We start from the raw sequence: 15,154 nt of genomic DNA, 5'->3' as shown, positions 1-15,154 counted from the left end.
GGAAGGCTATCGGATGCGTTTTGGACTGGTTCACCTCGATTACCGCAGCCTGAAACGTACGCCGAAGGAAAGTTTCTATTGGTATCAGAATGTAGTGAAAAACAATTGGATGGAGACTCGCAAAGAACAGTGAAGCAGCGAAGCGCGAATGTTTGCGAGTAACTCGCAAAGAACAGTGAAGCAGCGAAGTGCGAACGTTTGGGAGTAACTCGCAAAGAACAGTGAAGCAGCGAAGTGCGAACGTTTGGGAGTAACTCGCAAAGAACAGTGAAGCAGCGAAGCGCGAATGTTTGCGAGTAACTCGGAAGGGATAACGTAGGGGACGCAGTCCCCAGTGGCTCCCGAGTAACCCGCAAGGAATAGTGTAGGGGACAAAGTCCCCAACATCACTCAACTCTCTTTTTGCATGTCCAGAGGGCGCGGGAAGCCGCGTCCTTTTCGTGTTTCCGTCCCAGTTGGCGAGCAGCATTGTTTGAACCGCCTTTAAAAGAGTTAATGGAGAGTAACCAAACCATTCGAGCCGCCGATGCGGCATGAAAAAAAAGGGGGCAGGGACAATGAACCGCGAAGCGAAAAACACCAGAGGTCTGATGCTCGTATCATCCATCATATCCATCGTATTGGCAGTCATCGGGATTGTCATGATTCTTTCGGATCTGGGCAACTTTGGCGATAAAAGTTATCGGGTCATGATCGGGATTGGATTCATCGTAGGCAGTATTCTCATTTTTGGACTCAGCAGGGCAGTAGGCATGGCACAGATGCGCAAAGAAGAAGGCAAAGGCAAAGTGGAAAATTGACGCTTTCTCGCCGCAGTTCCGTTATCCATGTAGTCGATCCCCGGGCGAGATTCCGAAAGGAATCGGCCGGGGACTTTTTACGTGGAGACAAACGGACTTTTCGCTATGTTTAAAGAGAAAATACGAAACAATGACAAATGTCACAAAAGTGTCGAACAAAAGCATTTTGGAAGCAGGCAAAAAGCGAACGAATGGTCGATAATGGAAATAGAAACTTAAAGGGAGGAAGTGGGGGGAGAATCAGAAAGGTGTTTAGGATAAGTTGGGGAGACGTAATGGCTATATAAGGACATATATAAGGAAGAAAAAAATGCGCTTTGAAATAAAGTGAGGTGAAGGAAGAATAAAAGCCGGTTATGGAAAGGAAGTAGAAAGGTTTTTAGGGTGTTTTCAAGGCTCAATTTCACCAAACAAGCCATATAGTTTGACATCTTTGTTAACAAAGTCAAAACTTTTCGAAAAACCTGTTCATTTCTGGTATCTTTAAGTGTAGAATCAAAGTTGCGTTTTATTGTGTGAAATGCTTATCGAATGACTTGAGCGTTCAACAAGGAGAGGGGATCTACATGGGCAAAAAAAGAAGATCGCTTGTTCGTGCAGCTTTCTCGGCCGTCACACTTGTTATGACGATGCTGCTGCTCTCGGGATGCGGGAATTATATGGTTCTCGATCCTAAGGGACCGATTGCGGCGAAGCAGCTCGACTTGATCATCATCACGACGTTATTGTGCGCGGTTATTATCGTGCCAGTGCTGATTATCACGTTCGTCATTGTCTGGCGCTATCGTGCCAGCAACAAGAAAGCCGATTATAAGCCAGAATGGGCACACAGCAACCTGCTGGAAACGATCTGGTGGGGAATTCCGATTGTCATCGTTATCATTTTGGCTATCGTTACGGTGCGCTACACGCATGAACTCGAGCCTTCCAAGGCATTGGCTTCGGATAAGGATGAAGTCGTCATTCAAGCTGTATCACTGAACTGGAAATGGCTGTTCCTCTATCCAGAGGAAGGAATCGCAACCATCAATACGATTACGATTCCGGAAGATCGGCCGATTCGCTTCGAACTGACTTCGGATTCCCCGATGAACTCGTTCTGGGTTCCTGAACTCGGAGGACAGCTCTACGCGATGTCCGGCATGTCGATGGCGCTGTACTTGCAGGCTGACGAGCCGGGAACGTACTTCGGTACCGGTGCGAACTTCACCGGCGAGCACTTTGCGAACATGACGTTTGACGTCAACGCAACGAGCGAGGAAGAGTACGCACAGTGGATCGAGGAAGCGAAGAGCTCTTCGGAGACACTGACCGCAGAATCGTATGAAGAGCTTTCGAAACCGACCGAGAAGGAAGAGCCTAGACTCTATGCCTCTTTCCCGAATGGCATGTATGAGAGCATCGTGACCAAGTATTTGCATGACGGCGCCGAGCTGCACCAACACGGCAGCGCGGAGACCGGAGATTTGAAAGGACCGGAAACGGTCGATGTGCAAGACGCGGACTCGGAAGATCATTCTTCCTCGCATAGCGGACACTGACAGTCGGCTGATGCTGACTGTTAAGCCCTGGACATTTAACGCAACGAAAGGAGCTCCCTAATGCTCGATAATATCAAAGAGTTCGCATCCGAGTTTTTTGTAACGGGCGATCCGCTGATCTACGGTGCGGATGCGTCCATCGTCCTGGCGACGATCGGTATCGTATTCGTACTGACGTACTTCAAAAAATGGGGCTGGCTCTGGAGAAACTGGATCACGACCGTCGACCACAAGAAGATCGGGATCATGTATATCCTGGCCGCAATGCTGATGCTCTTCCGCGGCGGCGTAGATGCCGTCATGATGCGGACTCAGCTCGCTTTTCCGGATCTGAATTTCCTGGAACCGGAACACTATAACCAAATCTTTACAACGCACGGTGTTGTCATGATCTTCTTTATGGCCATGCCGCTGATGTTTGGTCTGTTTAATATTATCGTGCCGCTGCAGATCGGTGCGCGCGACGTTGCATTCCCTTTCCTAAACTCGCTCAGTTTCTGGCTCTTCTTCGCCGGAGCGATGCTGTTCAACCTGTCGTTCGTTATCGGCGGTTCGCCTGACGCCGGTTGGCTTGCTTATCCGCCGCTTTCGGGTGCGGAATTCAACCCGGGCGTCGGACAGAACTTCTATATCTGGGGGATCCAGATATCCGGTATCGGCTCGCTTGCATCCGGTATCAACTTCCTGGTTACGATCCTCAAGATGCGTGCACCGGGTATGACGATGATGAAACTGCCGATGTTTACTTGGTCGGTATTCGCCGCTTCTACGACGATCATCTTCGCGTTCCCAATCTTGACCATTACCCTGCTACTGCTGTTCTTGGACCGCTTCTTCGGCGCCCATTTCTTCACGCTTGACGGCGGCGGTAACCCGATGATGTATATCAACCTCATCTGGATGTGGGGTCACCCGGAAGTGTATATCGTCGTCCTGCCAGCCTTTGGTGTCTTCTCCGAGACGGTTGCTACCTTCGCGAGAAAACGACTGTTCGGCTATGCGTCGATGGTATTCGCCATGGTTATCATCAGTATCATCTCGTTCTTCACATGGGCTCACCACTTCTTCACAATGGGTTCCGGTGCGAACGTTAACTCTTTCTTCGCAATTTCAACGATGATTATTGCGATTCCGACAGGGGTCAAGATATTCAACTGGCTGTTTACGATGTACAAAGGTAGGATCACCTTCCCGACGCCAATGATGTGGACGATTGCATTCATACCAGCATTCGTTGTTGGCGGGATGACGGGGGTTATGCTGTCCGTTGCACCAGCGGACTTCCAGTTCCACAACAGTTACTTCCTGATCGCCCACTTCCACCAGGTGCTGATCGGCGGTACCGTATTCGGTTACTTCGCAGGTCTCTACTACTGGTGGCCGAAGATGTTTGGCTTCAAGCTGAACGAATACCTCGGCAAATGGGCATTCTGGTTCTGGAATATCGGATTCTATGTCTGCTTCATGCCGCAGTACCTGGTTGGTCTCGACGGTATGACGCGTCGGATCAGTGTATTCAGCAATCCGGATTGGATAGGACTGAATATCGTTTCGACAATCGGTGCTTACCTGATGGGTATCGCATTCTTGTTCCAGGTCGCTCAGATTGGCTATAGTATCTTCCGTCATGAAAAAGATACGACAGGGGATATCTGGGATGGCCGTACTTTGGAATGGTCAACTCCATCGCCGGCGCCCGAGTACAACTTTGCAGTTATTCCGCAAGTTCACAGCCGTGACGAGTGGTGGGAAGAGAAAGAACGCCGCAGACGCGGCGAGAAGCCTTGGCAGCTTGGACCAATTGAACCGATTCATATGCCGAAAAACTCGGCAATCCCGGCAATTATGTCCGCCTGCTGGTTCGTTCTCGGTTTCGGTCTTGTCTTCCACTGGTTGTGGATGGCCATTCCGGGTCTCATCGGCGTATTCATTTGTATGTTCGCTCGGTCGTTCAGTGCCCACAAAGCGGAATATTATATTCCGGTTGAGGAAATTGAAAGAACCGAAGCGAAGTTAAGAGGAGGGTCGGTGTAATGGCACAATCTCCGGCACATGGCACGGATCATCATGATCATCACGCTGCGGGTCATCACGACCCGCAGGATCTTAAACTGCTCGGTTTCTGGATGTTCCTCGTTACCGACGTTATTATGTTCGGAACATTGTTCGCAACCTTTATGGTACTGCGAGGCAATACGGACGGTAGTATAACAGGAGCAGAAGTATTGGAAATGAACGGGATTATTATCTCGACATTCCTGCTCCTAACAAGCAGCTTCACGAGCGGGGTAGCTGTTCTCGCCATGAATCAGAACAAGGTCAAGCAGATGATTATCTGGTTGGTCATTACCGGTCTGCTCGGCGCAGCATTCTTGGGTCTCGAAGTGACTGAGTTCATTCACTTGGTACATGAAGGCGCAACGCTGCAGACAAGCGCATATTGGTCGGCATTCTTTACTCTTGTCGGGACACACGGTGTGCACGTTGCTGTCGGTCTCTTCTGGATGATTGCGATCATTATTCAAATCGTCCGCCGTGGATTGAATTCGGACACCAGGGGCAAAGTTACGGTATTCAGCTTGTACTGGCACTTCCTGGACGCGGTCTGGATCTTCCTGCTCTCGATCGTGTACCTGATGGAGGTGATGTAAGATGGCGGATCACAACAACACGCATAACAGCCACGGTGGGGAACGTCACGAACACGGTTCGATCAAGTCCTACATCATCGGCTATATCATTTCGATCGTACTGACGATCATTCCGCTCGTTGTCGTTTTGAACGACATGATGGGCCGCACGGCAACGATTGCAGTCATCATGGTAACAGCGGCCCTGCAATTCCTAGTGCAGCTGATCTTCTTCATGCACGTCCGTGATGGCGAACAGCCTCGTTGGAATTTGATTACGCTTGTCTTCGGCATTTTGGTTCTGCTGACGGTCGTAATCGGTTCGATCTGGATCATGGGTAACAACCAGATCGGTACGAGAATGTAAGAAACCTGATATCACTTTCCTATTGAAGGAATGTCTGTCATGAAAAGAGTCCGCATTTGCGGGCTCTTTTTTTATTGAATAAGAATAAAAAGTGAATTTCAAGAATCTGTGCATACAGACACACAAAAGAGACCCTATCGAAGAAACTTAGATAGGGTTTCGGATTGATCAGCTATAATTCATCGATCAGCGATTTACAAATACTCACATTTGAAATTTGTGAATTCCGCTTTGGTTCCCTGCCCGTAGACATAAAGCCCGATCAGTACACCCGTAAACCCTCCGGCGACTTCAGAAGACAAGTAACGGGTCTGAGCAGTTCCCAGCGGAATCTCGCGCCCGTCTACCAGAGCAAAAAATTGGTAACGTTCAGGATCGGAGCGGATAATCAATACTGCACGACTATCGTCGATAAGATCGACTTTAAATTCGACAGACTTAATATCTCCAATGTTTAAGCGCTCGATTGCTTCAAAGCCGGAGTCGTTTTTTCGGATGGCCAAGTCGTAATGATGATTTTCATCCATATATAGAGTTATGCCTGCTTCGCCGATTCCGTTCAAAACGATTTCGCAGGTGATCGCAGCCTTGAAATCTTTTTGCCGAATACCGATAAACGTTGGAGAAGCCGGCATATCCAGCGTAATGTCTGTTCCCGACAGAACGGCTTTATTGGCTTCCAGCCGATAATTGGCTGTTAGTGGATGGCGCAGATAGCACCAATCCAGCGTCCAATTCGTGTTTTCGAACGTATCCAGCTTTTTCTCCTGCTGCACGACTGTCTCGGGAATTCGGTCGGTATTGAAGGCGGTCAGTGTGGTACCATCTTGTCCGGCAGTAAACCAGCCATTTTCGTCGAATGTTACCGGAGTCAGAAATACTTCGCGACCCAAGTGATGATAGGTCAGCCACCGACCGATTTGACGAAAGCCGAGATGCAGCATCCACCAGTTTTCATTATTATCCTGTATCAAGTCGCCATGGCCGACTCCTTGCAGTTCATAACCCCCCAAATTGCGATTGGTCAGCACAGGGTTATTTGCATAGGATTCAAAAGGACCGGAAAGCGATTCTCCTCGTGCGTAAATAACCATATGACCGTACTCTGTGCCGCCTTCGGCTGCCATCAGGTAATAACGGCCGTTGATTTTGTACATATGGGGACTTTCCAAATATCGTCCGCCGGTCCCCTGCCAGATCGAACGGCTTCGGGAACGCTTAGTTCCCGTCTGGATATCAATCTCGCATTGCACAACACCGCTAATACCGTTATCGTCAAGCCCATTGCTTATAAAGTACGCTCTGTTATCCTCAAAATACAAATCAGGATCGATGCCTCCTTGATCAACATATATCGGCTCGGACCATTCGCCATAAATGTCATCGGTCCATACATAGAAGTTCTGATGCGTAGTGTCATTGGTCGTCGTCATATAAAAGCGGCCATCGTAATAACGGATTGTCGGAGCAAAGACACCTCCGGAGCTGGTTACGGTCCTCAATTCAATCTGACTTTTTCGAGTCAGGCAGTGACCAATCTGTGTCCAGTTGATCAAGTCTTTACTTTCAAAGAGCGGAACGCCAGGGAAGTATTGAAAGGAGCTGCAAACAAGGTAATAGGAGTCGCCAGCTTTACATACGCTAGGATCGGGATAAAAGCCTTTCAGAACAGGGTTGTTATATTTCATCCAGCACCTCTTTTTGAATTCACGTTTTTGCGAATTACGGATTTTATGGAAGCTAAGGAGATTAAACAATATACTCAGGGATGTTACAATATGATAAAGTTTAATTAGTTATCAAAATTGATTGAATGAATATTAATGTGATTTCAAATAAAATGCAAAGAATAAGCGTGCATAGGAGCAAACTATGATCAAAGCAAATAGTAAAGACAAATTCATGCCGCTTTACGAGGCTCTGGCAAGTGACGTCAGGTGGAAAATGATGAGCCTGCTTGCCGAAGGTGAAATCAATGTCAAGGACTTAGCAGCTGAACTCAAGCTCAGTCCGTCTATCGTCACCATGCACATTCGCAAGCTGGAGCAGGCCGGTCTGATCGGGAGCCGTCGAGTGCGGCTCAACGGAGGAACGCACAAACTGTGTTTTCTTAAGGAAAAAAAGATTGAAATCGAACTGCCGTCCGCCTGCGAGGAATCGAAGGTTCGGGAACAAACAATTGCAATTGGCCACTATACTGCTTTCGACGTTCATCCTACCTGCGGACTTGGCACGCTTGAAAAAGAAATCGGTGTATGGGACGATCCTCGGTACTTTCTTGATCCCGAGCGTGTTCACGCTGCCATTCTATGGTTCGGTCGGGGATTCGTCGAATACAAAACGCCCAACTATCTGCTGGCGGAGCAAAGGGTAGAAGCTGTCGAAATTTCGATGGAACTGGCTTCCGAAGCGCCCGGCCTGCAGGACGATTGGCCTTCAGATATCGAGTTTGCATTCAACGGCAGGATTCTCGGGACCTGGACCAGTCCGGCTGACTTCGGTCGAGCAGCGCGCGGCAAATATACACCGTCGTGGTGGCACCGGAACGTAAATCAGTACGGTTTGCTGAAAACAATCCGGATCGACGCAGCGGGAACATTTATCGACGGAGAGCGAATGTCGGACGTTGCGGTCTCAGACATACGCCTTGAAGAACCATTTTGGACATTGCGCTTCCATGTTAAAGAAGAGGCGGCCAATGTAGGGGGGCTTACGCTTTATGGAGCAGGCTTCGGCAATCATGATCAAGATATCAGGATTCGGGTCTATATCAGCGGGAGTCCAACAAAAGGAGAAGAGTGAGCGGAATGAAATCTTTCAAAGCAGCCGATAAACATGTAAAAAAGTTGGGCAGAACATACGAATACAATGAGGCTTTGTGGCTGGCGCTATCGGGCAGCGGAGCCGAATTTTCGTTTTACGGAAAAAAAGCGGAAATTGTATTCAAAGGCGACAATATAGCAGTCGGCAGTGTAAACCTTGCTCGAATCGGGATTTATGTGAACGGAATTCGGGTGATTGACGATCAAATCGATCAAGCGCTCAAATCCTATACAGTTTTCGAAAGCGACATCGAACAGAATGTTGTGGTCACTATCGTTAAGCTGTCGGAAGCCGCAATGTCGACAGTAGGCATTCTGGACCTCCGAGTCGACACCGAGGGAGGCATCGTGCCGACTCCCAATAAGCGGCCTCGGATTGAATTCATCGGCGATTCCATTACGTGCGGGTACGGAGTAGACAACAATCGGGGAACGGATTCTTTTACAACTGCTATGGAAGACGTCACACAAGCCTACGCTTATTTGACTGCTCAAGCGCTGAATGCTGATTACAGTATGGTGTCGTACAGCGGCTACGGCATCATTTCTGGATATACGGAGAACGATACCAAGCTGCTCACTCATCTTATCCCGGATTACTACGAGAAGTTTGCAAAGTCTGAAGGCAGGTTGGACGGTACACTGGACCCTTTGAATATCGAATGGGACTTTACAAGATTCGTACCTGATCTGATTGTTGTCAATCTCGGTACCAACGACAATTCTTACACAGGCGATCGAGTGAACAGACAAACCGAGTTTTCTCAAAAGTATACGGAGTTTCTTAAGCAGGTCAGACGACAAAATGCTCATGTTCCGATTCTTTGTACACTGGGGATTATGGGCGATCGCCTGTATCCTTTTGTCGAACAGGCGGTAAGCCGTTATATCGAAGACACGGGCGAAGACGGTATCTCTGTCATGAAATTTGAAGTACAGCGGGATGAAGATGGCTATGGAGCTGACTTTCATCCGTCAAAGCTGACACATGCCAAAGCGGCGGAAAAGTTGGTACGACAGATTAAGCAAATTCTCGTCTAAGCAATATACGGAGGGTTATACTAATTCCTTCTCGTTACTGCAATCTGAAATACTTAAATTTGATTGAGCTTACCGTTTGAGTTTTTGACGGTAAGCTTCTTTTTTTGAAGGAAAGGTGTACAAATAGAACTTAATGAACTAAAATGAACCTATATAAACGTTCATTTACTAAAAGAGTTTGCTTTCAATTCCAATTCGAGAGGATGAATTTTGTGGAAAACCGCTATGTTTCGCATCCGAATGACGTAAAGAAATTTGATACGACCCGCCTGCGGGAGGAGTTCCTGATCGAAAGTCTCTTTACGCCGGATCAACTTGTAACCGTTTACTCGCATGTGGACCGCTATATTGTAGGTTCAGCCGTACCTGTATCGCAGGATATCAAGTTGGAAGTGGATTTGAAGCAGATTGGCGCAGACTTTTTCCTGGAGCGGCGTGAGGTGGGCATTATCAATGTGGGTGGAGCGGGCAGTGTAACGGCTGACAGCGAAAGTTTCGAACTTGGAGTAAACGAATGTCTGTATATCGGCCTTGGTGTCAAAGACGTTGTGTTCAAAAGTTCGGACAGTGCAAGCCCGGCCAAATTCTATCTCGTCTCGACGCCAGCGCACAAAGCTTATCCAACAAAGAAAGCCGGACAAGGGGAAGCGATCAAAGCGCATCTGGGCAGCATCGACAGTTCTAACGAGCGCACCATCAACAAATACATTCTGCCGGGCGGTATCGAGAGCTGTCAGTTGGTTATGGGCATTACGGAACTGGAACCGGGCAATATGTGGAATACGATGCCCTGCCATACGCATAATCGCCGTTCGGAAGTCTATCTGTACTTCAATATGCCGGAAGATGCCGCCGTGTTCCATTTCATGGGCGAACCGCAGGAGACTCGTCATTTGGTTGTACGCAACGAGCAGGCGGTTATTTCTCCAAGTTGGTCGATCCACAGCGGTGTCGGTACCAACAACTATACCTTCTGCTGGGCAATGGCCGGGGAAAATCAAGTCTTCGACGATATGGACGCGGTAGCCATGAAGGACTTAAAATAGATCCTAATTGACTTTTTGCGGATAGGGGCTATTTCAACAGATGAACGCACTCAAACGGCATGAAAAAATTATGGAAATTCTGATCGAACGCAAGGAAATCGAAGTAAGCGAATTAAGCGCTCTGCTTGAAGTTACCGGGAAGACCATTCGGGAAGATCTGGCGAGACTTGAGGAAAAAGGTCTGCTTGTGCGGGTACATGGCGGTGCGATGCTGGCTCAGAACGATCAATTCGGTATCTTGTCGGCAAAAGGAACAGGAGATATGCACGCGGCGGAGAAAGCGGAAATTGCTGCCCGTGCTCTATGTTATATTGAACCCGGCGATATTATCGCATTGGACGGAGGAAGCACGACGCTCGAGATCGCCCGACAGCTCGAAAATGTGCCGCTGACGGTCGTAACGAACGATCTCTTTATCCTCAGTGAGCTGGCGCGGAAGGACAAAATTCGGCTTGTCGTGCCGGGCGGTGAACGGGTGCGCAATGTCCTGATCGGTCCGGGCAGCGCGGCATTCGTTGAAGGACTGAATATCAGCAAAGCTTTTTTGTCGGCAACGGCACTCCACCCGGAACTTGGCGCTTCGATTTATACGGGCGACCTGGTGCCTTACAAGAAAGCGCTGGTCCAAACGGCTAGGCATGTATATGGGGTAATTGAGCATCAAAAATTCGCCAAGTTTGCTCTATGGACATTTGCAGCGTGTGAAGACATGGATGTGATTATCACCGACAGCGGGCTGGAGCCGGAGCAGAAGAAAATTTTTGAGCAAAAAAACATAGTGCTGGACGATGGAAGCGGCGAAAAACCGAATCAGACATAACAGGAACCGGTCGGTCCGGCGATATTTTGGGAGGAAAAGAAAAATGAGCATGTTCGATCTCAGTGGAAAAGTAGCACTGGTCACGGGAGCACGCAGCGGACTCGGACAAGGGATGGCGCTGGCGCTGGCGGAGGCCGGTGCGGATATCATTGCAGTCTCGTTCTCGCCATGCTCGGATACGGTGGAGAAGGTAAAAGCGCTTGGGCGTCAGGCATATGAATTACAGGCAGACCTTAGCAAAGCCGAAGACCTGGAAGATATCGTGAAAAAGTGTCTGGAATTTACGGGAAACATCGACATTCTGATTAACAACGCAGGGATCATTCGGCGTACACCGATTTCCGAACACAGCTGGAAAGATTTCGAAGACGTGCTGGATATCAATCTCAAGACCGTCTTTTATCTGACGCAGTTGATTGGCAATCATATGATTGAACGCGGCAGCGGCAAGATTATCAATGTTGCTTCCATGCTGTCGTTCCAGGGAGGGATCAACGTACCGGGATATACGGCGAGCAAACATGGCGTAGCAGGGCTGACCAAAGCATTTGCCAACGAATGGGCTTCTAAAGGCGTACAGGTCAATGCAATCGCGCCGGGCTACATGACGACCGACAATACGGCTCCGATTCGGGAAGACAAGGAACGGGCGGATTCGATTATTGCGCGCATTCCAGCCGGCAGATGGGGAACGGGCGAAGATATGGGAGGTCCTGCAGTCTTCCTGTCCTCCTCCGCTTCAGATTACGTGAACGGTCATATTTTGTGTGTTGACGGAGGCTGGATGAATCGCTGATCGACTGCAGCAGGCTCTCTGGAGGAGCAGCAATCTGATCGGAATTCAGGCAAGGGCAATTCCAATCCGGACCGTGGAAGCGAAGGCGAATCGTGCAGCGCCGCGCGCCGCGGTCCTTTTTGAATCGATTTTTCGAACAAAAAGGAGGATTTTTGAATGAAACTTGGCATTCTGGCGCATACTTACGGCAAGCTGCCTACAGCCGAATTGGCGCGAAAAGTGGCGGAGGAAGGATTCACTTCCGTCCAGCTTGCTCTGCTGAAAGCGATTGGGGATATCGACTGCTCGCCGGGCAAATTAAGTCCGGGACTGGCTAATCATATCGCAGAGACTTTCGGACGTGAAGGCGTAAGGATTGCGATACTCGGCTGTTATATCGATCCGGTTCATCCAGATAAAGAAGCTCGCCGTGCGGAGATCCAACGGTTCAAAGAACATCTCCGTCTGGCAAGGGATTTCGGCTGCGGCATGGTCGGAACGGAGACCGGATCGATTCGAACTTACAGCGAATCGCATCCGTCCAATTATGAAGAGCATGGCTGGAGTGTACTGCGCGAGACGATGAGCGAACTTGCCGAAGAAGCGGAGAAATGGGGAGTGAAGCTTGCACTGGAGCCGGTTGCCGGTCATACGCTGCATTCGCTGGATCATTTCCGGCGTCTGCTTGCGGAGGTCCCTTCTTCTTCAATTGGACTGCTGTTCGACGCATGCAATCTGCTGAATGAAGAAAGACTGCCTGTGCAGGACGAGATGATCCGCGATGCTTTTGAGACATTGGGAGATCGAATGGTGCTGATCCATGCCAAAGATCTGGATTTCGGCGAAGGCGGCCATTGGGCCGGCGGCGGTCAGCCTCGGCTCGATCGGCCGATCGGAGACGGACTGCTTAACAAAGAGCTGCTGTATCGCCTGCTGAAGGAACATAAGCCGCATATTGATATTTCGATCGAAGGGGTTACGGCGGAACAGGCAAAACGTTCGGCAGACACGCTGCGGCAAATTTATGCCCAAGCTTAGATTGCAGCCGGTTATACTCTGCTGAAGCGGGGTAATGGGGCGTAAATCGATAACCCCAATAAAAAGGAGAGAGATTGGATGACCCAAGATACGCATTCTTCGGAACAGTTTCTCGTTGCTCTGGTAACCGGCGGCGCGAAAGGGATTGGCCGTGGAATATCGCATGTTCTGGCGCAAAAGGGCTATCGGATTGCGCTGACTTATCATTCGGATTCGGAAGACATGAACAGCGTGACCCAAGAGCTGAAACATATTTACGGGGCGGAGCCGTTCGCAATGCAGAGCGATCTGACGCAGCCCGGCGAGCCCAAGCGGGTCATCGAAGCGGTGCTGGAGCACTTTGGACGGATTGACCTAGTCGTTAACAATGCGGGACAGAGCACGATGAAGCCGCTGACGGAACTTGAAGAAGAAGATATTTCCTGGATGGTCACTTTAGACTATACGGCACCTATCGTACTGTCCAAATATGCGGTCCGGTCCATGATTGAGCGAGGCATCAAAGGTCATGTTCACTTCATTACATCGTCCCGGGGGGAGCGCGCTTATCCCGGAGACAGCATCTATGGCGGTATGAAAGCGGCACTGATCCGTTCCTGCGCTTCGTTGGCTCTGGAATGGGCGCCGCACGGCATTCGAACCAATTGTATCGCGCCGGGTGCGACAGTTCACGATCTGGATCAGGATGCGCATACGGAACCGTTGGGGCGCAAAATCCCGCTCGGCAGACTGGGTACGCCTTCGGATATTGGTGAGGCGATCGCTTGGTTGGCTTCGGATAAAGCCTCTTATATTACCGGCATCAACCTCCGGATCGACGGCGGATTGATTCTGCCAGGTATGCCGGAAGATACTTCGGAAGAAGCTGGTTACGGCTGGGGCGTCGTATATCCGAAAGAAAACTGAGCTGCAGGTATAAGCCAAAGGGAAGAATCGGATATGTAAGGAAGAAAGCTTACTTTCGAGACGCTCGCCGTTCACGGAGAACAGGAGATCGCGGATTCAGGTGGAAATTAGCCTTGTACAAAGCAGCGCATAACCCGCTGGTTTGACAAGTAAATGCAAAAGGCCCGATTTCGCCACAGACGAATCGGGCCTTTTTTGATCCGCAATTGGAAGAAGGGTGCAGCGGAAATGCGGAGCTTGTTTTATGTGGGAAGGGAGTGCTGCAAATGCGGATTTGGTTCATGAAATCTTCATTTTAATGGTAAGACATTCAACTTGACACAATCAATAGCAAGCAGCATAATAAGCACTACATTGTAATTATTATAGAATAGAAATGACTGAGAAAGAGGAGGATCATCTATGTATAAATCGATCATCGTCGGTACGGGACCTGCCGGACTGACCGCCGCTATCTATCTGGCGCGCGCCAACATGAGTCCACTGGTTATCGAAGGCCCGCAGCCGGGAGGACAATTGACAACAACGACTGAAGTCGAGAATTTCCCGGGCTTCCCGGAAGGCATCATGGGTCCCGAGCTGATGGACAACATGCGCAAGCAGGCGGAACGTTTCGGAGCAGAATTCCGTACCGGCTGGGTAGAGAACGTTGATCTGTCGGAGCGTCCATTTAAATTGACGGTAGACGGCATGGGTCAATTGGTGACCGATACACTAATTATTTCGACCGGTGCGAGTGCCAAATACTTGGGTATCCCAGGTGAGGAAGAGAACGTGGGTATGGGCGTCAGCACATGTGCGACATGCGACGGATTCTTCTTCCGCGGCAAAGAAATTATTGTAGTGGGCGGCGGAGACTCGGCGCTTGAAGAAGCGAACTTCCTGACCCGCTTTGCTACAAAAGTGACATTGGTACATCGCAGATCGGAGCTGCGTGCTTCGAAAATTATGCAGGATCGCGCACGTCAAAATCCGAAAATTGAATGGGCACTTGACCGTACACCGCTTGAAGTTGTCAAAGGCGCTAACGGTTTGGAAGGTCTGCGAGTTCGTAACAATGAGACCGGAGAAGAAACGCTGATCGAAGCAAGCGGCGTATTCGTAGCGATCGGCCACCATCCGAACACAGGATTCCTGAACGGCCAGATTACGACCGACGAGAACGGCTACATCGTTGTAACTCCAGGTACAAGCGAAACGAACATTCCGGGCGTATTTGCCTGCGGCGATGTGCAGGATACGCGTTATCGCCAGGCGATTACAGCTGCAGGCAGCGGATGTGCGGCAGCAATGGACGCAGAACGTTTTATCGAGAGCCTGGAATTTGCTGAGGCAGCTGCGGAAGCCGTTGTTTAAAGACGTACAAAT

At 49.6% G+C, this 15,154-nt stretch carries 15 protein-coding genes; 14 read left to right on the top strand and 1 reads right to left on the bottom strand.

Features of this window, described 5'->3' with window-relative positions:
- From F456_RS24075 to cyoD, 6 genes are all read left to right on the top strand, one after another.
- Positions 1–133, top strand: a 133-nt coding sequence (locus F456_RS24075) for a family 1 glycosylhydrolase (protein ID WP_157060125.1), incomplete at its 5' end; no start/stop codon positions are given.
- Between the two features lie 424 nt (positions 134–557).
- Positions 558–800 carry a hypothetical protein gene (locus tag F456_RS0117125; RefSeq protein ID WP_018978280.1) on the top strand — a complete coding sequence of 81 codons (243 nt, stop codon included), beginning with the start codon at positions 558–560 and terminating at the stop codon, positions 798–800.
- A 566-nt stretch (positions 801–1,366) separates the two neighbouring features.
- Positions 1,367–2,341, top strand: a complete 975-nt coding sequence (gene cyoA / locus F456_RS0117120) for a ubiquinol oxidase subunit II (protein WP_018978279.1) — start codon at positions 1,367–1,369, stop codon at positions 2,339–2,341.
- 60 nt (positions 2,342–2,401) lie between these two features.
- Positions 2,402–4,375: a cbb3-type cytochrome c oxidase subunit I gene (locus F456_RS0117115; protein ID WP_018978278.1), complete on the top strand. Its 1,974-nt coding sequence runs from the start codon at positions 2,402–2,404 to the stop codon at positions 4,373–4,375.
- Positions 4,375–4,992: a cytochrome (ubi)quinol oxidase subunit III gene (locus tag F456_RS0117110; protein WP_018978277.1), complete on the top strand. Its 618-nt coding sequence runs from the start codon at positions 4,375–4,377 to the stop codon at positions 4,990–4,992. The genes F456_RS0117115 and F456_RS0117110 overlap by 1 nt, the downstream gene beginning before the upstream one ends.
- A gap of 1 nt (position 4,993) precedes the next feature.
- Complete coding sequence (cyoD, locus tag F456_RS0117105; protein WP_018978276.1) at positions 4,994–5,338, top strand: cytochrome o ubiquinol oxidase subunit IV; 345 nt, start codon at positions 4,994–4,996, stop codon at positions 5,336–5,338.
- A gap of 194 nt (positions 5,339–5,532) precedes the next feature.
- On the opposite strand, the gene F456_RS0117100 is transcribed toward cyoD, so the two are convergent.
- On the bottom strand, positions 5,533–7,026 hold the full coding sequence (locus tag F456_RS0117100; protein ID WP_018978275.1) for a glycoside hydrolase family 43 protein: 1,494 nt from the start codon (positions 7,024–7,026) through the stop codon (positions 5,533–5,535).
- 184 nt (positions 7,027–7,210) lie between these two features.
- Here F456_RS0117100 and F456_RS0117095 point away from each other — a divergent pair, with 184 nt between their 5' ends.
- The 8 genes from F456_RS0117095 to trxB all read left to right on the top strand — a co-directional run bounded on the left by F456_RS0117095 (position 7,211) and on the right by trxB (position 15,142).
- Entirely contained in the window at positions 7,211–8,140 is a 930-nt protein-coding gene (locus tag F456_RS0117095) for an ArsR/SmtB family transcription factor (RefSeq protein WP_018978274.1), read from the top strand.
- A 5-nt stretch (positions 8,141–8,145) separates the two neighbouring features.
- Positions 8,146–9,201 carry an SGNH/GDSL hydrolase family protein gene (locus F456_RS0117090; protein ID WP_018978273.1) on the top strand — a complete coding sequence of 352 codons (1,056 nt, stop codon included), beginning with the start codon at positions 8,146–8,148 and terminating at the stop codon, positions 9,199–9,201.
- A 212-nt stretch (positions 9,202–9,413) separates the two neighbouring features.
- Positions 9,414–10,247 (top strand): 5-dehydro-4-deoxy-D-glucuronate isomerase, encoded by an 834-nt coding sequence (kduI, locus tag F456_RS0117085; protein WP_018978272.1) that lies wholly within the window; start codon positions 9,414–9,416, stop codon positions 10,245–10,247.
- A 40-nt stretch (positions 10,248–10,287) separates the two neighbouring features.
- Positions 10,288–11,067 carry a DeoR/GlpR family DNA-binding transcription regulator gene (locus F456_RS0117080; protein ID WP_018978271.1) on the top strand — a complete coding sequence of 260 codons (780 nt, stop codon included), beginning with the start codon at positions 10,288–10,290 and terminating at the stop codon, positions 11,065–11,067.
- A 43-nt stretch (positions 11,068–11,110) separates the two neighbouring features.
- Positions 11,111–11,863 (top strand): 2-dehydro-3-deoxy-D-gluconate 5-dehydrogenase KduD, encoded by a 753-nt coding sequence (gene kduD, locus F456_RS0117075; protein WP_018978270.1) that lies wholly within the window; start codon positions 11,111–11,113, stop codon positions 11,861–11,863.
- A 156-nt stretch (positions 11,864–12,019) separates the two neighbouring features.
- Positions 12,020–12,880, top strand: coding sequence for a sugar phosphate isomerase/epimerase family protein (locus F456_RS0117070; RefSeq protein ID WP_018978269.1), 861 nt, complete (start codon positions 12,020–12,022; stop codon positions 12,878–12,880).
- 78 nt (positions 12,881–12,958) lie between these two features.
- The gene (locus tag F456_RS0117065; RefSeq protein WP_018978268.1) at positions 12,959–13,786 is read left to right on the top strand and encodes an SDR family NAD(P)-dependent oxidoreductase; all 828 of its coding nucleotides are present in this window, start codon (positions 12,959–12,961) and stop codon (positions 13,784–13,786) included.
- A gap of 402 nt (positions 13,787–14,188) precedes the next feature.
- Entirely contained in the window at positions 14,189–15,142 is a 954-nt protein-coding gene (gene trxB / locus F456_RS0117060; protein WP_018978267.1) for a thioredoxin-disulfide reductase, read from the top strand.
- Positions 15,143–15,154 lie beyond the last annotated feature (12 nt).

Origin of the sequence: Saccharibacillus kuerlensis DSM 22868 (genome assembly GCF_000378145.1) — a bacterium.
Taxonomy (GTDB): domain Bacteria; phylum Bacillota; class Bacilli; order Paenibacillales; family Paenibacillaceae; genus Saccharibacillus; species Saccharibacillus kuerlensis.
The sequence above is the reverse complement of the archived record's forward strand: the minus strand, read 5'-3'. Positions and strand labels throughout refer to the sequence as shown.